The 20292-nt window shown below is 65.0% G+C and carries 20 protein-coding genes; 10 read left to right on the top strand and 10 right to left on the bottom strand.

Annotated features, from left to right (window positions below; all coding sequences use genetic code 11):
* The first annotated feature begins 13 nt into the window (after positions 1-13).
* On the top strand, positions 14-838 hold the full coding sequence (locus ACOGI7_RS05955; RefSeq protein WP_419850995.1) for a sugar phosphate isomerase/epimerase family protein: 825 nt from the start codon (positions 14-16) through the stop codon (positions 836-838).
* Here ACOGI7_RS05955 and ACOGI7_RS05950 read toward each other — a convergent pair whose 3' ends face one another.
* The 3 genes from ACOGI7_RS05950 to ACOGI7_RS05940 are packed head-to-tail and all read right to left on the bottom strand — an operon-like array spanning position 839 to position 3639.
* Complete coding sequence (locus tag ACOGI7_RS05950) at positions 839-1876, bottom strand: Gfo/Idh/MocA family protein (protein ID WP_419850994.1); 1038 nt, start codon at positions 1874-1876, stop codon at positions 839-841.
* An 18-nt stretch (positions 1877-1894) separates the two neighbouring features.
* Positions 1895-2656, bottom strand: a complete 762-nt coding sequence (locus tag ACOGI7_RS05945; protein ID WP_419850993.1) for a 3'(2'),5'-bisphosphate nucleotidase CysQ — start codon at positions 2654-2656, stop codon at positions 1895-1897.
* The gene (locus ACOGI7_RS05940; RefSeq protein WP_419850992.1) at positions 2653-3639 is read right to left on the bottom strand and encodes an acyl dehydratase; all 987 of its coding nucleotides are present in this window, start codon (positions 3637-3639) and stop codon (positions 2653-2655) included. The genes ACOGI7_RS05945 and ACOGI7_RS05940 overlap by 4 nt, the downstream gene beginning before the upstream one ends.
* Positions 3640-3707: 68 nt before the next feature.
* Between ACOGI7_RS05940 and ACOGI7_RS05935 the strand changes: the two genes are divergently transcribed.
* Positions 3708-4607, top strand: coding sequence for a 3-keto-5-aminohexanoate cleavage protein (locus ACOGI7_RS05935; RefSeq protein ID WP_419850991.1), 900 nt, complete (start codon positions 3708-3710; stop codon positions 4605-4607).
* A gap of 4 nt (positions 4608-4611) precedes the next feature.
* On the opposite strand, the gene ACOGI7_RS05930 is transcribed toward ACOGI7_RS05935, so the two are convergent.
* Entirely contained in the window at positions 4612-5436 is an 825-nt protein-coding gene (locus tag ACOGI7_RS05930) for a fumarylacetoacetate hydrolase family protein (protein ID WP_419850990.1), read from the bottom strand.
* Between the two features lie 31 nt (positions 5437-5467).
* Complete coding sequence (locus ACOGI7_RS05925) at positions 5468-7474, bottom strand: FAD-dependent oxidoreductase (RefSeq protein ID WP_419850989.1); 2007 nt, start codon at positions 7472-7474, stop codon at positions 5468-5470.
* Between the two features lie 156 nt (positions 7475-7630).
* Between ACOGI7_RS05925 and ACOGI7_RS05920 the strand changes: the two genes are divergently transcribed.
* The 3 genes from ACOGI7_RS05920 to ACOGI7_RS05910 are packed head-to-tail and all read left to right on the top strand — an operon-like array spanning position 7631 to position 10196.
* Positions 7631-8578: an ABC transporter ATP-binding protein gene (locus tag ACOGI7_RS05920; protein ID WP_419850988.1), complete on the top strand. Its 948-nt coding sequence runs from the start codon at positions 7631-7633 to the stop codon at positions 8576-8578.
* Positions 8578-9372: an ABC transporter permease gene (locus ACOGI7_RS05915; RefSeq protein WP_419850987.1), complete on the top strand. Its 795-nt coding sequence runs from the start codon at positions 8578-8580 to the stop codon at positions 9370-9372. Before ACOGI7_RS05920 ends, ACOGI7_RS05915 begins: the two co-directional genes overlap by 1 nt.
* Positions 9369-10196, top strand: a complete 828-nt coding sequence (locus ACOGI7_RS05910; RefSeq protein WP_419850986.1) for an ABC transporter permease — start codon at positions 9369-9371, stop codon at positions 10194-10196. The genes ACOGI7_RS05915 and ACOGI7_RS05910 overlap by 4 nt, the downstream gene beginning before the upstream one ends.
* Positions 10197-10210: 14 nt before the next feature.
* Here ACOGI7_RS05910 and ACOGI7_RS05905 read toward each other — a convergent pair whose 3' ends face one another.
* Complete coding sequence (locus ACOGI7_RS05905; protein WP_419850985.1) at positions 10211-11236, bottom strand: hypothetical protein; 1026 nt, start codon at positions 11234-11236, stop codon at positions 10211-10213.
* A 454-nt stretch (positions 11237-11690) separates the two neighbouring features.
* Complete coding sequence (locus ACOGI7_RS05900; protein ID WP_419850984.1) at positions 11691-13163, bottom strand: hypothetical protein; 1473 nt, start codon at positions 13161-13163, stop codon at positions 11691-11693.
* Between the two features lie 128 nt (positions 13164-13291).
* Here ACOGI7_RS05900 and ACOGI7_RS05895 point away from each other — a divergent pair, with 128 nt between their 5' ends.
* Positions 13292-13567 carry a hypothetical protein gene (locus tag ACOGI7_RS05895; protein WP_419850983.1) on the top strand — a complete coding sequence of 92 codons (276 nt, stop codon included), beginning with the start codon at positions 13292-13294 and terminating at the stop codon, positions 13565-13567.
* A 110-nt stretch (positions 13568-13677) separates the two neighbouring features.
* Here the strand turns inward: ACOGI7_RS05895 and ACOGI7_RS05890 are convergent, their stop codons facing one another.
* Together ACOGI7_RS05890 and ACOGI7_RS05885 are read right to left on the bottom strand one after the other, a co-directional pair.
* Positions 13678-14844, bottom strand: a complete 1167-nt coding sequence (locus ACOGI7_RS05890; RefSeq protein WP_419850982.1) for a DUF222 domain-containing protein — start codon at positions 14842-14844, stop codon at positions 13678-13680.
* 255 nt (positions 14845-15099) lie between these two features.
* Positions 15100-15600 (bottom strand): hypothetical protein, encoded by a 501-nt coding sequence (locus ACOGI7_RS05885; RefSeq protein WP_419850981.1) that lies wholly within the window; start codon positions 15598-15600, stop codon positions 15100-15102.
* Positions 15601-15728: 128 nt separating this feature from the next.
* Between ACOGI7_RS05885 and ACOGI7_RS05880 the strand changes: the two genes are divergently transcribed.
* Entirely contained in the window at positions 15729-15992 is a 264-nt protein-coding gene (locus ACOGI7_RS05880) for a type II toxin-antitoxin system Phd/YefM family antitoxin (RefSeq protein WP_419850980.1), read from the top strand.
* Here ACOGI7_RS05880 and ACOGI7_RS05875 read toward each other — a convergent pair.
* Positions 15989-16363: a hypothetical protein gene (locus ACOGI7_RS05875; protein WP_419850979.1), complete on the bottom strand. Its 375-nt coding sequence runs from the start codon at positions 16361-16363 to the stop codon at positions 15989-15991. The two genes, ACOGI7_RS05880 and ACOGI7_RS05875, sit on opposite strands and share 4 nt — an antisense overlap.
* Before the next feature lie 18 nt (positions 16364-16381).
* On the opposite strand from ACOGI7_RS05875, the gene ACOGI7_RS05870 reads away from it, so the two are divergent.
* The 3 genes from ACOGI7_RS05870 (at position 16382) to ACOGI7_RS05860 (ending at position 20207) form a co-directional block, all read left to right on the top strand.
* Positions 16382-17587, top strand: a complete 1206-nt coding sequence (locus tag ACOGI7_RS05870) for an amidohydrolase family protein (RefSeq protein ID WP_419850978.1) — start codon at positions 16382-16384, stop codon at positions 17585-17587.
* A 140-nt stretch (positions 17588-17727) separates the two neighbouring features.
* Positions 17728-18243: a SigE family RNA polymerase sigma factor gene (locus tag ACOGI7_RS05865; protein ID WP_419850977.1), complete on the top strand. Its 516-nt coding sequence runs from the start codon at positions 17728-17730 to the stop codon at positions 18241-18243.
* On the top strand, positions 18240-20207 hold the full coding sequence (locus ACOGI7_RS05860) for a hypothetical protein (RefSeq protein ID WP_419850976.1): 1968 nt from the start codon (positions 18240-18242) through the stop codon (positions 20205-20207). The genes ACOGI7_RS05865 and ACOGI7_RS05860 overlap by 4 nt, the downstream gene beginning before the upstream one ends.
* Positions 20208-20292: the final 85 nt, after the last annotated feature.

Below are 20292 nucleotides of genomic sequence, written 5' to 3'. Positions count from 1 at the left end.
GGGGTGCCATGCTATGGGAGTGACCCTCGGTCCTGACGATCTGGTGCTCAGCTCGGGTTCTGTGGAAAATCCCCCCATCGAAGTGCTGGTGGAAGCCGCGGTCGCTGGCGGATTTACCGGGCTGACCCTGTGGCCCGCGGTCTATCCCCCCGATCCGGCCATTGGTGAGCGAATCCGCAACGCCGGGCTGGTCGTAGTCGACATGGACGCCGCCATCGTGTGGGTGGGCCCCGGAGACCCTGGTGGGCCCTACTACGAGGAGGCCCCCCGAGAGGCGGTGTTCGAGGCCGCGGCCGCTCTGGGCGCCACCGGGGTGAACACGCTCTTGGTGTGCCCAGGTTCGGCGACCAGGGAGCAGGCGGTGGATGCCATGGCCGAGCTGGCCGACCAGGGGGCTTCGGTCGGGGTGGACGTGTATATGGAGTTCAGTCGCAACCGGCCCATCCCCGACCCGCTAACCAGCGCCGAGGTGGTGGCCGCCACCGGTCGGGCCAATTGCGGGCTCACCGTGGACTTCTGGCATGTGTTCTACGGCCCCGGCGACTTCGCCGATTTCGCCTCGATTCCCGGTTATCTGATCGGGGCCATCCAGCTCAACGACGCCCCCGCGAAGCCTCCAGATGACTTGGCGTTCGCCACTCGGTATCTCCGCAGTGTGCCCGGTGAGGGGGCGATGGACTTGGTTGGCGCGCTGCGAACTATTCGGAGTGCCGGCTGCCAGGCACCCATCACCCTCGAGGTGTTCGACTCGGGCCGCCTAGAGGCGCTGGGCCCGGTGGGCTTTGCCCGCATGTTGGGAGGCGCCACCCGCCAAGTGCTCGCCGAGGTTGACGGTTAGCTAGATCCCCACCCTCACCGGCAAGCCAGCAGCCTGATAGACCGCGTCGATCAGCTCCATGGTCTTGATCGACTCCAACGGGGGATACAGGTTGGGGCCGTCGTTTTCGACGCAGTCTCGGAAGGCCCGAAGCTGGCAGGTGTAGGTGCCCACCTGCTCAGCCGGTTCGTGGTGGACAGTGTTGCCGTCGCTGTCAGAGACGGTGAGGCCGCTTCCCCACATGGGGGCCAGCGGGTTGTCGACGAGGAGACGCCCCTTTGAGCCGGTCACCACCACCTCGGCCCGGAACTCGAAGTCGAATGCCTCGGGGTCAATGTCTTCGGGGTCGCCCAACTCAGCCTTGCGGTCGGTGCCGGTGAACTCCGAGAGTATGGACGCCGTGGCCCCACTATGGCGATAGCGCAGCTCGGCGGTAGTGCGCCGGTCGACGTTGGGAGCCATCTCCTCGCACTCAGCCCGCACCACGTCAAGCTCGCCGAAAGCCCGCAAGTTGCTGAGCGCATACGAGCCGGTGTCCATGAGCGCGCCACCGGCCAGGTCGTAGCGGTAGCGGATGTCGTCGGGGCCGTGCATCGATGGGAAGACCATGGCCGCCTCCACGTGGGTCATCTCGCCTAATGCTCCCGAGGCCACCAGCCCAATGGCTCGGTCGGCTTGGGGATGGAAGCGCCAGTGATAGGCCTCCATCACCACCAGTCCGGTTTGTTCAGCAGCCTCGGCCACTTGGCGGGCTTCGTCGGCATTCGCGGTGAACGGCTTCTCCAACAACACCGGCTTGCCTGCCTCCAGCGCCGCGATGGTCCAGCGGGCGTGATGGGAGTTGGGCAGGGGGTTGTACACCGCGTCGATCTCGTCAGAGGCCAACAGGTCGTCGTAGCTGTCGAACACCAGGGGGATGCCGTGCTCGTCGGCATAGGCCCGGGCCCGCTGCGGATCGCGGGCTGCCACCGCGGCCACTTCTACCCCGTCCGCCTCTTTGGCCGGTTCGATCAGTCCCATCGGCCCGATCCACGCCGCCCCCAATATCCCAAGTCTCATGGCAGGAGACTAGAGAGATCAGGCCGCGAATGCGGCTTGGAGGTCTTTGGCCAGTTCAGGGCGGCAGATCAGGATGCCCCACTGGGCCAGGTCGCCGCGGTTGTAGCGCAGCGGGGAGCCGTCGAGGTGAGAAGCGTGCAGTCCGGCGGCCAAGGCGATGGCCACCGGGGCGCAGGTGTCCCATTCATAGAGGCCGCCGGCGTGAACCCAGGCGTCGGCCTCACCGGTGACCACGGCCATCGCCTTGACCCCTGCGGAGCCCACGCCGTAGACGTCGGCATCCAGATGGCGGGCTAGGCGGTGGCCGTCCCATCGCACTCGGGATCGGGACATCACCACCAGCGGTCGCTTTCGACCAGAGTCAGCGGGAGGTCCGTCAGGGCTGATGGTGCTGAATGTGCGGCCCCAGGGAGGCACCGAAACCGCCCCGGCTGCTGGTTCGCCGTTCACCGCCAAACCGACGTGGACCGCCCAGGTATCGCTCCACTGGTCGGCGTAGTCGGATGAGCCGTCTAGCGGGTCGACGATCCATACTCGCTCAGAGTCCAAGCGAGCACCGTCGTCACGGCCTTCTTCGGATAGCACGATGTCGTCGGGCCTGAGCTGGGCCAGCGCCCCGGTGAGATAGCGGTGACTGAGCTGATCGCCCGCCATCTCCCGGTGGAGGTAACCGGCCCGGGATTGCTCCATCTCATCTGACAGAGCCTGGAGCTGTTCCCCAGCCTGCTGGGCCAACCAGTGAGCCAGCTCGTGGTCACTCGGTTCCGGGGTCTCGCTCACAGGGCCAGCACAATCGGCCGCCAGTCGAGCACAGGAACCGGATCAGCACCGCCTCGTTCGGCCCGCACAATCACCGTGAAGGCCAGCAGACGGCCATTGGCCACCGGCTCGGTCATATCGAGGGTGGCGGTCACGTCCACCACATCGTCTTCGAACACCGGGCCGGAGTGATCGCACAGATGCCAGCCCACCACGGTGGCCGCGGTGGGCAGCAGACGGACCAACCCGGCCTGGGCCAGTCCCACGGTGTGCCCGCCGTACACCAAGCGTTTGCCCCCCTGGCCGAGCGACGCATCTCGGTGGATCGGAGCCAGATTCTGGGTGAGCCGCACCAATGCGGGGGCGTCGGTGACGGTGTCGCGCAGGGGATCGCTCCGGCTCTCCCCCACAGGCCACTCCTGGGGCGCCCCCAGCGGGCTCAGATCCCAATCAGTGGGGGCGGCCTCGACAAACGGGGCCATGTCGAGCTCTTCAGGGGTGCCCCCCAAGTCATCGCGGTGGCCGGTAGCCGCATCAGAGCGGCGGCGGACCAGCGCGCACCGCTCGAAGTCCAGCACCAGTCGGCCCTGGTCATCGTGGGTTTGCATGCCGAGCAGCACCAGGCCCCGAGGGGGACGGTCGGGCCGGGCCGAGGCCTCTCGCAGGCCCCGAACGGTCACCACCGTGGTGAGCGTCTCTCCCACTCGCACGGTGCGGAGTTGGCGCACCCCCCGGTAGAACAGGTTGGCCACCACTTTGCGGGTGGCCACGGTGGACTGGCCGATGGCCACTTGCAGCACCAGGGCGGGGTTGACCACCGCTCCCGGCTGTCCGGTAACAGCCTCGGCCAGCGGACGGCTCAGGCTGATGGCCAGCGGATCGCCGCAGATGGCCTGATAAACGGCGGCTTCGCCCAGTCCGATGGTGATGGCCGGGGCGGGATCGAGTCGCTCGCCTACCGTGAAATCCTCGAACCAGGGACCGTCCCCTGCCGGTGCAACCACGCCCCGCAGTAAACCACGCCAGCCGCTGGTCACATGAACCGGCTCCCGTTGTCCATTAGGTTCAGCCCATGCCAGCAGCTGCACCCGAGGAAGTCCCGGCCATCATCGAAGTGGCCATCAACGGCATCACCAGCCCCGACATCAATCCCAACGTGCCCCTGAGCCCTGAAGCCATCACTGCCGATGCCTTGGCCTGCATTGAGGGGGGTGCGGCCATCATCCATACCCACAACCACGACATCAGCCTTACCGGCCGCGATGCCGCCGGCCCTTACATCGAGGCCATGGCCCCGGTGCTGGCCGCCCGGCCCGACGCGCTGTGGTATCCGACGCTCACCTCGGGGGACCACCAGGCCAAGTACGCCCACATGGCCATGATCGCCGCTGAGTTGCCCCTCCCTATGGTGGCCGTCGATCCCGGCTCCACCAACATCGGCGGCGCTGGACCCGACGGCCTGCCGGTCGGCGGCACCTACAAGAACGACTACGCCGACATCCGGGCCAGCTTCGACCTGTGCCGCGACAACGGCTGGGCCCCGGCGATGGCCATCTACGAGCCCGGGTTCTTGCAGTGCGTGCTCACCTATCACCGGGTTGGACAGTTGCCGACGGGATCGATGGCCAAGCTCTACTTCGGCGCCGAGTGGGGGCTCTCCCGCCGTTCCAAGGGAGTCACCTTCGGACTTCCCCCCACCAAACACGCCCTGCTGGCCTATCTCGACATGCTGGAGGGAACCGGCATCCCGTGGTCGGTGTCGGTGTGGGGCGGCGACCTCATGGCCACCCCGGTGGCCCGGCTGGCCCTCGAGCTCGGCGGCCACCTCCACGTGGGCATCGAGGAGTTCTACGACCCCGACCGCTCCCCCACCAACCAGGAGCTGCTCGCCGAAGCCGTGGCCCTGTGCAACGAAGTAGGCCGTCCGGTGGCCACCTGCGCAGAGACAGCCGAGATGCTGGCGTTGCCCTAGCGGCTTAGACGCAGGTGTTCTCCATCACGCCGAGGCCCTCGACCTCAGAGTGGATCACGTCGCCGGGCTTGAGGTAGAGGCCCTGGGCATGGCCGACACCCCCGGGGGTGCCGGTGAAGATGATGTCGCCGGGGTGCAGGGTGAGGATCGACGACAGGTAAGCAACCATCTCGGCCACCGGGCGCATGAGGAAGCTAGTGCGGCTGTTCTGGCGCAGATCGCCGTTGATGCGACATGAGATGGCCAGGTCGTCGGGGTCGTCTACCAAGTCGACGCTCACCAGCGCCGGGCCGGTGGGGCCGAACGACGGTCGGGACTTGCCCAGGTTGAATTGGGGCGGGGCGGCCGCGGTTTGCAAGGCACGGTCGGAGATGTCCTGTCCTATCATGAGTCCCACCACTCGATCCCAGGCTTGGCTCTCGTCGACGTTGCTGGTCTCGGGGCCGATCACCACCACTAGTTCGCACTCGTAGTCGCAGTGGTCGCCCACCAGTTGCACCGGCGCGCCCGGCCCAGTCAGACAGGTGGGGAACTTGGTGAACACCACCGGGGCCTCGCTCACCGTGCGGCCCATGGAATCCACCCGATCGATCTCCTCGATGTGGTCCATGTAGTTGAGCCCGTAGCCGAACACCTGCATGGGCGCAGGCACCGGCGGGCCCAGCTCGGCCAGGCTCAGCTGGCCGTCTGGGGTGCCCCGGCTGGCCCAGCGGTCGTGCAGCTCTTGGGGGCGGGTCAGGATATCCATCGGGTCGGTGCCCAGTGCCCAGTAGTCGCCTCCGTCCAACAGCACTGCTTGTCCGGCCCAGTTGGCCAGTCGAAAGCTCATCGCGATCTCCCCTTCGGGCACAGCATTCGGGCTAGAGCGCCGCGGCCAACTCCACTGCGGAGCGCATGGCCCCCTCCAGGAATCCGGGCTGGGCGCAGTCGCCCACCGCGTGAACTTCGACACCGGCCGCCCGAAACTCGTCGGCCAGCGAGGTGTCGGCCGCCAGCTCAGAGGTCACCACCACCAGGTCGGCGGCCGTGGTCTGCTCGGCGCCGTTTGAGCGCCACACCACTCCCTCGTCGGTGATGGCCACAACCTCGGCGCTGGCCACCAGGTTCACCCCGGCCTGGCCAAGATCATGAACCACTCGCCAACGGCCGGGCAGCCCAAGGGAGTAGCCAAACGCCGGACCAGACTCGATCAGCGTGACCTCCGCGCCTTGGTGATGGGCCACTTCGGTCACCCCGAGGCCGGGCAAGTCGCCGCCCAGTACCGCCACTCGGGCGGCATCCAGCGGGTTGCCGTCGAGCAGCCACGGGGCCAGGTCGTCCACCCCCCACACGTTGGAGCCGTCGATGCCGTCCACCGCGGGGCGCCCCCAGTGCGCGCCCACCGCGACCACCACCGCGTCGGCGGACAGCGCACTGGCGGCGGCCGCGTCCAGACGGGTGTCGAGCCGCACCTCCACTCCGAGCTGATCGAGCTGGCGCTCAAACCACTCCATTAGCTCGGCGTTGACATCGCTGGTGGCCGAGGCCAGCGCCCACCGGCCCCCGAGCCGGTTGGAAGCCTCGGCCAGAATCACCTCATGTCCCCGCAGGGCGGCCACTCGGGCGGTCTCCATGCCCGACGGCCCGCCGCCCACTACCAACACCTTTCTCGCCGCTGGCGCAGCCTCGGCGGTGAGCTCATCCTCCCGGCCCAGGAACCCGTTGCCCGCGCACCGGGTGCCCACCCGCAAGAAGATGTTGCCGATACAGCGGTAGTGGTACACGCACGGGCGCACATCCTCGGCCTGGCCCGAGGCCAGCTTGTTGGGCAGGTCGGGATCGGCCAGGATCTTGCGGCCCATGGCCACGAAGTCGTACTTGCCCTCGCCAATATGCTGGTCGGCCGCTTCGGGGCTGATCCGGCCCACCGCGATCACCGGCACATCCACCTCGGCTTTGACCGCGGCTGCGTTGGGCACCAGCAGCTCGGGCACGTGGGGGCCGTAGGAGTCGGTGGGGCCGGTGGCGATACCGGGGTCGTGGTAGGCCGACACATGGATGGCGTCGGCCCCGGCGGCGGCCGCAACCCGGGCGTTGTAGAGGGCGTCGTCGAGGATGATGCCGTCAATGCCCACTTCGGTGCTGTTGAGCCGCACCCACACCGTGTAGTCGTCGCCCACCCGCCGGCGGATCTCGGTGAGGGTCTCTACGAGGAACCGGGCCCGGTTCTCCACCGACCCGCCGTACTCGTCGTCGCGGGTGTTGATGGTGGGCGACAAGAAGGCGTCTATGAGGTAGCCGTGGCCGCTGTGCAACTCCACCGCGTCGACTCCGGCCTCCCGAGCCCGCACGGTGGCCGCCGCGAACTGGTCGATCACCGTGGCGATGTCGTCGTGGTCCATCACCCGGTAATGGGGGTTGGAGGTAGGCGCCATGAACGGCTCGGCCATCATGGCCCCCTCATCGGCGGTGACCATCCCGTAGAGCGGATCGACGGTCATCGGCCCCGGCTGCGACGGCACCCACATAGGCCGTCCGGCCATGGTGTCTTGGAGGCCCATCTTGCCGGCGTGGGTGAGTTGCATGGCGATCTTGCCGCCGTGGGCGTGGACCCGGTCGGCGGCCCGCTTCCACGACGGGATGAACCGGTCGTCGGAGATGGCGGTCTGGCGCTTGTTGGAGCAGCCCACCGGATGGGCCACCCCGACAGAACCCAGCATTACCACGGCCATGCCGCCTTTGGCCCGGGCCTCGAGGTAGGCGGCCTGGTCGTCGGAAACCTCGCCGTTCTCGTCGCCCAGCTCCTCGCCCATGGGGGCCATGATCAGCCGGTTGCGCAGCTCCATCGCGCCGATGCGTCCCGGTGACAGCAGATGCTCGTAGCTCATTGATGCTCCTAGCTCATAGATGCTCGTAGCTCTTGGCCCCATCATGGCCCATCGGTGGGCTGCTGGTCAGAACTGCCCGGCTTCGGCGACCGCCGACGGCTGGCCAGGATTCATTTTGACTCCTACCCGAAGTAGTCCTAGCCGTAACCTGCCTGAGTGTCTTTGATCGCAGCGTGGGGGCTGACCAAGCGGTTCGGCGATTTCACGGCGGTCGACGGCATCAACTTCGAGGTCGAACGGGGCGAGGTGTTCGGCTTCCTGGGGCCCAACGGCGCGGGCAAGTCGTCCACCATGCGGATGATCGGCTGTGTGTCCGACCCCACCGGCGGGGCGCTGCGCATCTTGGGCATGGACCCCGCCCGCGAGGGAACGAAGATCCGTTCTCACCTCGGGGTGGTCCCCCAGCAGGACAATCTCGACGAAGAACTGTCGGTGGCCGAGAACCTATACGTGTACGGGCGCTACTTCGACCTTCCCCGCGCCGTGCTGCGCCCCCGCATCGCCGAGCTGTTGGAGTTTGTGCAGCTCAGCGAGCGGGCCGACGACCATGTGGAGCCGTTGTCGGGAGGCATGAAGCGCCGCCTCACCATCGCTCGGGCCCTGATCAGCGAACCCGAGGTGCTGCTGCTGGACGAGCCCACCACCGGCCTCGACCCCCAGGCCCGCCATGTGGTGTGGGAGCGGCTGTGGACGCTGAAGCGCCAAGGGGTTACCCAGGTGCTCACCACCCACTACATGGATGAGGCCGAGCAGCTCTGCGACCGCCTGGTGGTGATGGACCGGGGCGAGATTGTGGCCGAGGGCTCGCCCCGCCAGCTCATCGAGCGCTACTCCACCCGGGAGGTGGTGGAGGTGCGTACCCACGGCCAGGTGACCGTGATGGCCGACGCGTTGCGCCGCTTGGGCGAGAGTCCCGAGGCCCAGGCGAGGGAAGAGCTCTACGAGCGGGTCGAGGAGCTGCCCGATCGGGTGCTGCTCTACACCGACCAGGGCGAACGGCTGGTTGCTTTGCTCGGAGAAGTCGAGCACGAGAGCGTGCTGGTTCGCCGCAGCACCCTCGAAGACGTGTTCTTGCACCTGACCGGCCGCTCGCTGGTGGACTGATGGCCCGCGCCGCGGTGGTCCCCAGTACAAGGCTGGCGGTGGAGTACTGGCTCCTTACGTATCGCCGCAACTGGAAGGGATCGATCCTCACCAGCTTCTTGAGCCCGGTGTTGTTTTTGGCCGCCATGGGCCTGGGCCTGGGTTCGCTGGTCGATGCCGAGGTCGGTTCCGGTCGTGACTTGGGCGGGCTTGACTATCTGGACTTCCTGGCCCCTGGGCTGTTGGCCGGCAACGCCATGATGCTGGCAGTCAACGAGTCCACCTATCCGGTGCTGGGCGGCTTCAAGTGGTACCGCACCTACATGGCCATGGCCGCCTCCCCACTGCGGGGCCGTGACATCCTGCTGGGCCACTTCGCCTACATGGCCTTCCGGGTCACGTTGGCCAGCTTCGTGTTCTTGGGGGTCATGGCCGCCTTCGGGTCGGTGTCGTCGCCGCTGGCGGTGTTGGCCCCGTTCTGCGCCGCCTTGTGCGGCATGGCCTTCGCCACCCCCACCGCGGCCTTCGTCGCCACCCGGATCAACGCCGACAACTTCAGCACCTACACCCGGTTCGTGATCATGCCCATGTTCTTGTTCTCGGGCATCTTCTACCCCGTATCTCAGCTGCCTATCGTCTTAGAGCAGATCGCCTGGCTCACCCCGGTGTGGCACGGCGTGCGGCTGTGCCGGGCGCTGAGCACCGGCAGCGGGTTGGAGTGGGAACTGGCTGGCCATTTGGCCTATTTGGTGGCCCTGATCCTGATCGGCACGCTGATAGCCAGCAAAACCTTCACCCGGAGGCTGTACGAATGAGCCTGGTGGGCCAGGGGCGCCGCCCCAACCGGCTGGGATTGGCCTCGGCGGCCGGTTTGCTGCCATCGCGGCGATTCGCCCGCGTCGTGGAGCGCAACATCACCGTGTACCGGCGCACCTGGGTCACGCTGCTCTCCGGGTTCTTCGAGCCGGTCTTCTACCTGCTGTCCATCGGGATCGGCATCGGCGAGCTGGTGGGCGACGTGACCGTGGGAGGGCGCACCGTGGACTACCGCACGTTCGTGGCCCCTGGGCTGCTGGCCACCTCCGCCATGAACGGCACCTTCTACGACAGCACCATGAACATGTACTACAAGCTCACCTGGGCCAAGATCTACGACGCAGTGCTAGCCACCCCAGTGGGCGTTGTGGACCTGGCCCTGGGCGAGATGGGCTGGTCGGTGCTGCGGGCCACCCTCTACTCCGGCGGGTTCCTGGGCATAATGGCTGGGCTCGGCCTGGTGGACTCGTTCTGGGCCATTGCCGCATTACCGGGGGCAACGCTCATCGGCTTCACGTTCGCCGCCTTGGGCATGGCCGCCACCAGCTACATGCGGAGCTGGAACGACCTCGACCTGGTCACCGTGCCCCTCATCGTCCAGTTCCTGTTCTCAGCCACCTTCTTCCCCCTCGACACCTACCCCCGCGCCGTCCAGTTCCTAGTGCAAGCCACCCCCCTCTACCACGGCGTCGCCATGGAGCGAGCCTTCATAGCCGGCGACATCAGCCTCGACATCCTGGTCCACATCGCCTACCTCCTAGCCCTAGCCGCCGCCGGCGCCGCCATAGCCAGCCGCCGCCTCGGCCAGCTCTTGACGCCGTAGATCTTTTCTGGGGCTTACTGGGGGAGTGTCAGATTGGACTCGGGCTGATCGCGCAGGCTCATCGCCTGTTCGCATTGGCTCTTGTGTCTGGCCGGCGGGTCGTGTGTGCAGTAGTGCTCGACGGGTTGTATGTCCAGCACGGTTGTGTTCGCGCCGGCTCTTTTGCAGAGGTGTATCTGGGTTTCATGGGGCTGCTTGAAGTTGCCGTGGCCGTTGTCGTTGAAGTCGGGCGGGGCTATCGGGTCGACGATGACCCGGTCTCCGGTGGCCATGGGGCCGATGGCGCCGTTCCACAGCGTCCCGGTGTCTTCGTCGAAGCGGACCTGGGGGTAGGGCAGATCCAACCGTACGGCGAGCGGTTGGCCGTCGGGTCCGGTGTACTTCCAGGAGTCGCCCCATAGCGGCGTTCGCTGCCCCGAGGCCGCTATGGGGTACAAGTACGCACACAACCGTGACCAGTAGTCGTCCTGCCCCGTGGGTTCGATAGTCAGTATCCCCACCAGCTTGGCTACTTCCAACTCCATGTCGGGATGGTACGGATGCATGTCCCAAAACGGAGGCGGATCCAGTTCTGCAACGGGTGGTGGGTCGCCGGGCTCCCAGCCGGCGGCGGGCGGTTCGACTACAGGTGCGAGTCCCTGTTGTTCTAACAGCTCTCGCTGATTCCTTGGCCTCGTGTCCTCCACGCAGATGGGCTCAAGGTCTTGCCCCTGGTGCCATTTCCACTCTGGCGGTTTCTTTGAGCAAAGCCACTCCACGGACGTCAAACCACCGTCAGCCACGGCGACGGCGTGGGCGGGGCAGACATCCCAGAAAAGATGCAGATCGTGGGGCTCCTTGCCGCCAATCGTGTCGAAAACCACTGTTGGGGCCGCAATGACTCGGTCTCCGTGGGCGATCGGGATGTCGTAGCTCCACAGTTTCGGTCGAGTCGGCCACTGAATCCACAGCGTCTGGTTGCTCTCATCAAAGCGGATCTGGGGATAGGGCAGCGATAGCGCCAGGCGCCTTCCCTCCCATTTCGCCAACGAGTCGTACACGAACTCTTCTGAGATATGGGTGAGGTATACGCAAGGCGGCTCTATCGATAAGACCGCATGCAACCATCCTTCAGTTAAGCCAAGATCTTCGGGGTGGCCCACGTACATTCCCGCCAACTGCGGCCGCAGCCAACCTCCACCATCCCACCCGCTACCCTCTTGACCCGTCACCTCGGTTCCCACGTGAGGTCGTTCCGTACTGCTCCGGTCAGCCTCGGATGTCGCCGACAAGGTGGCCGAAGGCTGCTCCACACGCCTCTGCGGCCTAGACGAACACCCTGCAACAGCCAACCCCAAACATACAAACACAACCCCGCACCGCACCGCACTCCCGCGGCGCCGAGCCGCGCGGCTCCGCGCCGAGCGCGTCTTGTTGTCGCGTATCTCTTGTTGCGGTGTGTGCTCTTTGCTGCGGTGTTGATCCCGCCGAGTCACTAGGAGCTACCAGGAACCGTCACGGCGCGTTCAGTGTGACCGGCTGGGTGAGCACCTCCACATCCAGAAAGGACTCGACCTCCCGGATACCAGAGAAGACAACTGACTCACCACCCGAATCGCAATCGTCTTCGTCGGTAACACCCGCCGTTATCCCGTAGGCTCTTCCGCCCCTATAGACTGGTCCCCCGCTGTCCCCACCGCAGCCTCTCAGAAATTGGCCGTGCGCCCTGACGAACACTGAGTCGCAGACCGTATCTGCGCCAGCGGAGTCGAGGCATATATTCCCCAGCGTGAAACTGATGCTAACGACCCTGCCGCAGGATATCCCGCTGTTCCTGCCAGTGTGACACACATAATCGCCTGGCATTTCGGCGCGGGGTGTGGTTCCGGTGACGTCGCAAGAGGGGTTTGGGTAACTGCCAGCTTGGCGGCACAAGTAGTCGTCTGCCACATAGTGAGATCCGCTGGAAGGAATAGGGATGCGGTGGAACTGGGCGTCAGCGGTGGCGCTCAGCCAGCCGTAAACAAACGGCAGCACGACACGCTTCATGTTCACCGATAGGGTGTCATTTGGGCCAGGGAAATTGCAGTGTCCGGCAATGATGACGCCGTAATCGTAGCCGCCGCTGCGGGCTCGCCGGGCCGTGAACCCCGAAGTGCATGGACCCGCTGTTTCGCCACCTTGGAAGTTCGCCGCTAGGACGAGGCCGCGGCCGTCGGCGACGGTGAAGGGCACTTCGATGTGATCGTCGAGCAGTTCCGCGACCACAGCCTTGCTTTGCTCGAAAGTCAGTTCAGATACTGTGGCCAGCGGGCCGATTTCAGGAGCGAGGCCGGGGTCTATGCCGACGCGAATAGCATTGCCCGCCATGTCGGGCTCCAAGAAGGTGACTACGTTGGCCAAACCAGCGTCAATCCCGCCGCCCTCGGTTTCGCCCGGCCCGCCGGGGGTCCCAGGCACACCAGGTCCGGTCTGCGTTCCTTGGCCGGTGCTGCCCACTGCGCCGCTGTTGGCGGAAGATAGTTCAGCCGCGAAGAGCTCTTCTGAAAGGCCGCGCTGAGCGGTCAGGAGCTCAGCGTAGCTGTGCTGGGCACCGGTGCGGATCTCCACATCGCTGTGGGCATCGGCCACAGCCGCCGTAGCTGCGCTCGCGGGCCCATCCCCGGTGAGCAGCACCCATCCCTCGAAATCGCCACGGTGGTCGATACCCCACCCCGCAACCCGCGCTGCCTCAAGACCGCGAATCGATGCCAGAGCCTCCTGGATCGCCTCAATACGTCCTAGGCGGCGGCTGGCTTCAGCTTGCGACACCGAGTACTCCAACGCATACGACTCCACGGCCACATCCACCGCTTCCACAGCCGGGCTTTTCTCTATTGCCTTAGACGGCTTGTCTCCGTCCTCGTACACGGTGCCCGCGATTGTCGCACCAAAGGCGAACAGTCCAACCGCGCAGAGCAAAACGACCCACCACTTCTTCCGCTTCACTAGAACCTCCTATTCGGCTTCCGGTTCTAGCACACATTGAGATCACGTTTAGAACATGACAAGATCACTTCCCCAGTTTCTGATCAACGCGATCCTGGGGTGTTCTCCCGCTGGCTTGGCCTCCAACCGTGCCCACCGTGGTTCTCGCCGAATCGCTCTCAGGACATCCCCGAACTGATGTGCCCGTGAGCCGGCTCATCAAGCTGTGCGAGGTCGACGAGCGAGTGCCCCGGTCGGCGGCGCGACGAGCAGGCGAGCTCCGTGCTCTGGCCAAGCGGGGTTCGGCGGTCGACGCCATCGTGGTCGCCCTCGCCGAGCCCGGCGGTGCAGTACTCACCGGCGACCTTTCCGACATGCGGGCACTAGCCGCCCACGCCGACAACGTCCACGTCTACCGCGTGTAATCCCGACGACAACCAGTCTCACAAACAACGCATCCAGCCAACTGGGCGGATGCTCAGGAGAAGTCAAGAAGTCGAATGCGAATTTGCGGGTGCCGCAGCCCCGTAGGCACTCAGGTGTTTGGCGGCCATTGACGCCGTAGTTCCCTCAAGCAGCGATTTGCCGTTCGGGGGGCGGTTCTCGTGGTGGTGGGTGGCTGGCTGGGGGTGGGGGGTTGGAGTGTGTACCTGCCGGTTTGGGGGTTGCGTTCGATGGTGTGGCGGTGTTTGTGGACTTTTCTATGGCATTTGGGACATAGAAGCACCAGGTTGTCGATGTTGGTGGGTCCGTTGTGCTCCCAGGGTTGGATGTGGTGGGCGTCGCAGGTCTGGGGTCTGATGCCGCATCCGACACAGCCCCGATCTCGACGGTACAGGGCCAATAGCTGGGTTTTGGTCACCGACCTTCGGGCTTGGCCTGCATAGAGGGGCTGGCCGTCGGCTGAGAAGATCATGGGGATGATCTCGGCGTCGCAGGCCAGGCGGCGGAGTTCGTCGAGGTCTATGGGCGAACCGTCTGCCAGCCCTGCGCTTATGAGCCGGCTCTCGATGGCGTCGTATTCTGCGGTCACCACCAGCACCGTCTTCTGTGGCCGGGTGGCGCAACCGCCAACTTCAGATCTTGGCATCGGCGCTTCGGCGGGTTGTTGGGTAATGAGCGCGACGAGGGCGTCGGCGTTGCGCTGCTCGAAGGTGCGCACTGGGTCGTGGGCGGTGTCGTCGATGAGCATCTTGGTGCTCATAGCGCCGAGGGCGGTCTTGACCCGGTCTCCGGCGATCTCGTCCAACTCGGCGTGCAAGATGACCATGCCGCCGCTGGTGTTGAACACTCTTGCCGAGCGGCGGGCCCTTTGGCGTTCGATGCGGCTCATCCCGTCATCCGCGCGGCGCTGGTCTTCTCGGGCTGCGACTGTCTTTTTGAACTCGTCGTGGCCCTGCCAACCTCCCAGCGTCACGAGTTCTTGCTGATCCTGCCCGCTCATCGGCGCCCGCTTATGCGATTGTGCGACCATCCCACCCTGGTCAGCGGAGATGCGCCCATGCTGCACCGCACCAAGCACATCAGGCATGGTGATAAGAGCCTCGGCGGTCTTCGCCAACTGGCGGGCCTTGTAAGCGCCGACACCGAATTGATGGCACACCGACGCCGCAGCATTCCAGCCCTCTAACTCGCCGTAACGGACAATCAAACCGACGAGATATCCTTCCGCCCGGCGGCGCAATGAATCGGCTTCGCCCATCAAACCAAGCAACTCAGCCGCACCTGCCTCAGAAAATTCAGGAAACCCGAAGGCCCCAGCAACACTGGGATTATTAGGGCTTGTTTTAGAGTATAAGCCAAATTCCATATATGAGATTATATCAACGTCAGTGACAGTTATCTTCCAAAAATCAAGAGTAATTTCACGAATTTACGTGCACCCACAAGAAGAAACAAGGCTAAATCACGTTCTGCTGTGACCGTTGGGCCTTGACGTCTATTCCAATGAATCAGATTAGGTCGTTGAAAGATCGATCCCGAATGCAGACTCGACAGCAGCGATGGTGTTCTCATCACGAAGTTTGCACGCTATCCACTGCGACGCGAACATTCCTCTCTCCCAAACGGCCTCATGGAAGGGCCGCTTGACGAGCCAATTGGTCGGGACGACCCTTTCAGCTAGGTCTAGGTCGCCTGAGAGTGCTCGCTCCTTGAATTCCGAACTTAGCTCTGGCTGGGCAAGAAGCGGCAGGTTCTCACCTGCGACCTCGACTATTGCATCGCGTGCCATGATCATCTCGCCAGTGACTCTGCCGATCCCCACGTATCCGGCACCACCTACATAGGCAAACACCCGATGTCCTGGCTTGAGATTCTGTAATGGCTTCCAGTACCTCGAACCCCCGCCTGCATTGAGAAGCCCGTACTCGCCAGCTATGGGCCAGCGGTAATCTCCCTCATCGGTGCGCCCGAGCACCACGTAGAAGTCCCGTCCGTTCCATGTTCCTCCAGCCATGAGTCCCCCTTCAAACAAGAAACATGATGCCATCCGGCAGTGACATTTGACCGAGCTGGCATGGGGATCCTCTAACCACCGAGCAACCCGCGTGCCATCGGGGACTGGTTGGGTCAAAATGGAGGCCGATGAATACCGTTCTGCCGTCCTCGGAGGTCAGGAACCGCCTGTCAGAGCTGGCTGATCGCGTCGAGAGGCAAAGTGAGAGGATTCTGGTGACCCGCAATGGTCGCCCTTCGTTCATGATGGTCAACTGCGACTATCTCGAGTCCTTAGAAGAGACCCTTGACATCATGAGCGATCCCGATCTGCTGGCCTCGCTTCGTAGATCTCAGGCTGAGGCCGAAGCGGGCCTAGTCTTTCCGCTGCGGGATTTTCTGAATACCAGCTAGCCCGGCTGGCGGATGATGGTTCCGGGCTCTACGCCGGAGTCGGGGCCGATGCCGTCGAGTTTGAGGACAAGGAGCATGTGGAAGTCGTCGCCGCCCTCGCCGCTGTCACCTTGCGCAGCGTGGTCGATGGAAACGACTCGGGTGGGCACCGGTTCGTCGCCGATGTCGACCACCAACGCGTCGCCCGCACGCAGGACCCGACCCGCGGTAGGCCGGCCGATTACGAAGAAATCGTCGGCTGACATGGTCTCGGTGCGGACCACCTCAAGCCGGAACAACTCCTTGCTGCGGCGCCAGCGCTTGAAGAACGTTTTCCAGTTGTGGGGCTGGTCGTCCCACTCCCCTTCCACGATGCCCGGCGACGTTCCCATAGAGGGCAAACTAGTGCAATGAGCGACCGCTACACCATCATCTCGGCTGACTGCCATGCCGGCGCCAACCACGAGACCTACCGCGGATTTCTCGAGTCGAAGTACCACGACGATTTCGACGCCTGGCGGGAGAAGTACCGCAACCCGTTCCGCGACCTCCAAGACGGCGGCCGGGTGCGCAACTGGGACAACGAGCGCCGACTGGGCGACTTGTACGCCGACGGCCAGGTGGGCGAGGTGGTGTTCCCCAACACCGTGCCCCCCTTCTTCCCGAGCTTCATCCTGTTCGCCCGCCCGCCCCGGGCCGATCAGCTCGAGCACCGGCTGGCCGGTATCCGGGCCCACAACCGCTGGCTGGCCGACTGGTGCGCCCAGTATCCCGACCAGCGGGCCGGCATCGGCCAGACCTTTTTGAACGACGTGGACGAGGCCATCAAGGACGTGGAGTTCATTGCAGCCAACAACCTCCGCGGCGGCGTGCTCATCTCGGCCATCCCGCCCGACTGCGACGACCTCTCCCCCCTGTACGACCCGGCGTACGACCCGTTTTGGGCCGCCTGCGAGGACCTCGGGGTGATCGTCAACAGCCACGGTGGCACCGGCGTGCCCAACTACGGCAAGTACTCGGTGGCCGACCTGCTGTTCATCACCGAGGTGAGCTTCTACTCCCACCGGCCCTTCTACCAGCTTCTGCTGTCGGGAGTGTTCGAGCGCTTCCCCAAGCTCAAGTTCGTGATGACCGAGCAGGGCTGCGCCTGGCTGGTGGATGCCTTGGCCCACATGGACGAGACCCTGGCCAAGATCCGCGACACCGGCCGCATGGGCGAGATGCGCTACGACGAGAGCCATATCCTGCCCCGCAGCGCAACCGAGTACTTCCAGCAGAACTGCTGGGTGGGCATCAGCCAGCCGGGCCACGACGACGCCGCCGCCCGCGAGGTGCTGGGGGTGAACAAGGTGATGTGGGGCTCCGACTACCCCCACAACGAGGGCACCGGCCCCTACACCCGCGAGCACCTGCGCCAGGTGTTCTGCGACACCGACGCTGTTGAGCTCCAGCAAATCCTGGCCGGCAACGCCGCCGACCTCTACGGCTTCAATCTCGATGCCCTGGCCCCGCTGGCCGCCCAGCACGGCCCGACCTACGAAGAGATCGCCGTCCCCCTCGACCAGCTTCCCAACGAGCCCAACGAGGCCCTGCTCAAGAACGCCGTCGCGGCCTAACGGCATTTCCGGCCTGGCACGGCCGGCAGCAACACCGCACCACTGGCCCACTCCCCATCGGTTTGCGCCCCGCGCCGCGACACAAGGAACCAAACAGCATCACCGGGCGTCGTTGTGAGGTGATGAAGACTATCTCTTGGATGGTTTCAGAAGTTCCCGAAGGCGAACTGTCGGTTTCCCCGGAAACCTCGCCAGTAGATGAAGCCATCGCGCTGGCCAGCTTCGACTACTTGTACCGGGACGAATACGAGCCGATGGTCCGGCTGGCCCGAGGGCTGGTGGACGCACCGGAGGTCGCCGAGGAGATCGTGCAGGACGCCTTCGCCAAGGTGTACGAGCGCTGGAGCCGTCTCGACCAGCCTGGCGGCTATCTGCGCACCGTAGTGGTGAACGGCGCCCGCAGCGAGTTGCGAAAGCGGGAGGTGAGGCGGCGGATCGGCCTTCGGCCGTTCATTCCCCCTCAGCCCGAGGATCAGGACTATCTCCTTGATGCCCTCGACCAGCTATCACCCCGGCAGAAGACCACCCTTGTCTTGAAGTTCTACGCCGACATGACCGAAAAGGAGATCGCCCAGGCCATGGGGGTACGGCCGGGCACGGTGAAAAGCGCCACCTCCCGAGGATTGGCCGAGCTGCGAAAGGTGGTCGAGCAATGAGCGACGAGCGTCGCACCCCTGAGAATCTGACCGAAGCCGACGATCAGGCCCTCGGCGAGGCTCTTGGTTCCGCCATCCGAGGACGCGTCGATGCCCCGGCCGCCCGGCCGCCGGTGTCCTCGATTGCCGAACGGGCTGCCGCCCGGGCCAAGGCTCGCAACACCCGCCGGACGGTGGTAAGCATCGCGGCCGCCATCGCCTTGGTGGCCGGTGGATTCGCGACTTGGAATGCGCTGGACGACGGCCAGCCCACTGAGGTGATTGTGGTTGACGAGTCCCCGATCACCTCCGAGCCGGCACCCACCGCAGCCCCGATCGACGAGCCCCCGGACACGCCCCCCGACAGCACCGGGCCGGCTACCCCGGAGAGCTTGTCCACTGGGCCGGTGCTCGAATGGACGGAGTTCGATCCGGCCTCCGTGTTTGGTACTGATGTTTCCTTCGTTCGCCGCGTCGACACGGTGGGCGACGGCCGGGTGCTGGTCGATGTCTACAGCCCCGAGAGCAGCCAGGTGATCCACCAGGTGATGGTTTCGGAGAACGGTGCGGATTGGACTGTGGTCCCCGTGCCGCCGGACTTCTCCCTGGAGCACTTCGACATCGTCGGCGACCGCTGGCTGGTCACCGGATGGCCCATATTCGGGAAGGCCGACTCAACCATCCGAGCCCTGTTCTCCGATGATGAGGGCGCCACCTGGACCGATCTGAACCTCCCGCTCGGTCCCGCCACCGAGAATGAGATCGCATCTGTGGCTACGGCTCTAGTGTCGGGCGAGAACATGGTGGTGGCCGTTATAAACCGCACTCGCCCTGACATCGCCTCGGTGATCGTAGGTCGCGGCCTGGTCCCCGACAGAGAGTCGATCCAGGGGTGGATAAGCGTGGAGAGCGACACGGTGAGCTTCGCCCGAGACCAGTCGTCGGCTCCCGAGTCGTTCGAGCTGACCGCTGAGGAGGAAGACCTGCTCTATGGGGGAACCCAGAGACACGTCCGCCTCTACTTCAGCGACGGTGGCCCCGCCGAGCTGGTGGCCGAATACCCGGGCTGGGCCCCGACGGGCTACGGCGCCGACGATGGATTCCACCTCACACTGATCAACGACCAGGGAGAGTGGCTGCTCACCTCCCCCGACGGCCGCCAATGGATCCAGTCACCTCTGGTTGATGGAGACGGTGTCTCCATCTGGCAGAGTTACACCTACTCCAGTTCGCACCAGCAAACCATCTGGACTGCGGGCCAAACGAGCGGCGATTACCGGGCTGAGCGCTCAGAAGGCGTCTATGCCCCTCCACTGGTTGCCGTGTATCCCGACGGAATCCGCCATGTCGACCGGTTGGCAGCGGGCCCCGCGGGCATCGCGGTCACAGCCGAGGCGGGAAACCGCCCTGATCTCGGCAATACTCCCGCATTGCGGTTGACCGAGGGCGGCTATGAGCTTCGGTACAACGAGCCGGTGGGCGGCTTCACCCTGTGGGACTTGGCCGAGGACGCCCCGGTCTATGAGTTTGACTACGAAGCTCTCCACGGCAACACCCCGCCTGAGGGCTTTCGTCCGGTCGAAGACGAGAGCGGTGATAGCAGCCATTTGATCTTCGAAGACCCGGATACCGGAGACGACTTGGTGACGTTCAACTTGGCCGACCTGGAAGCTGCGCTGCGCCAGTCGTTGCCCGATCCCGACAATGAGCCGACCCCGCCGTCAATCCAGCCCAAACAATCCGAGCGATGGGTGGGCTGGTCAATCGACGGCTCCGCCTGGGGCTGGCAGGCCATCTCCGATGCCTTCAACCTCGCCGACTCCGACACCAAGCACGCCAACGTGGATCTGGCCGTCGGCACAGACTTCGTGCTTGCCCAGGTAGAAACCTACGAGGCCGTGCCCTCCGATACCCCCAGCGACGGCGACGGAGCCGTCTCCCTCACCCCCCAACCTCCCCGCTGGTTCATCGCCCGAGTCGGCTGACGGCGGGACGACTGTGGGCGGTTGGTGCGTTCCCCCTCCGCACCAACCGCCCACAGTGCCGTACACCACCCTGCTGCATAGATCC

Source organism: Candidatus Poriferisocius sp., from assembly GCF_965204145.1.
In the GTDB taxonomy this organism is placed as follows: domain Bacteria; phylum Actinomycetota; class Acidimicrobiia; order Acidimicrobiales; family Bin134; genus Poriferisocius.
Note: the sequence above shows the minus strand (reverse complement) of the source record. Positions and strands in the feature narration are given on the sequence as shown.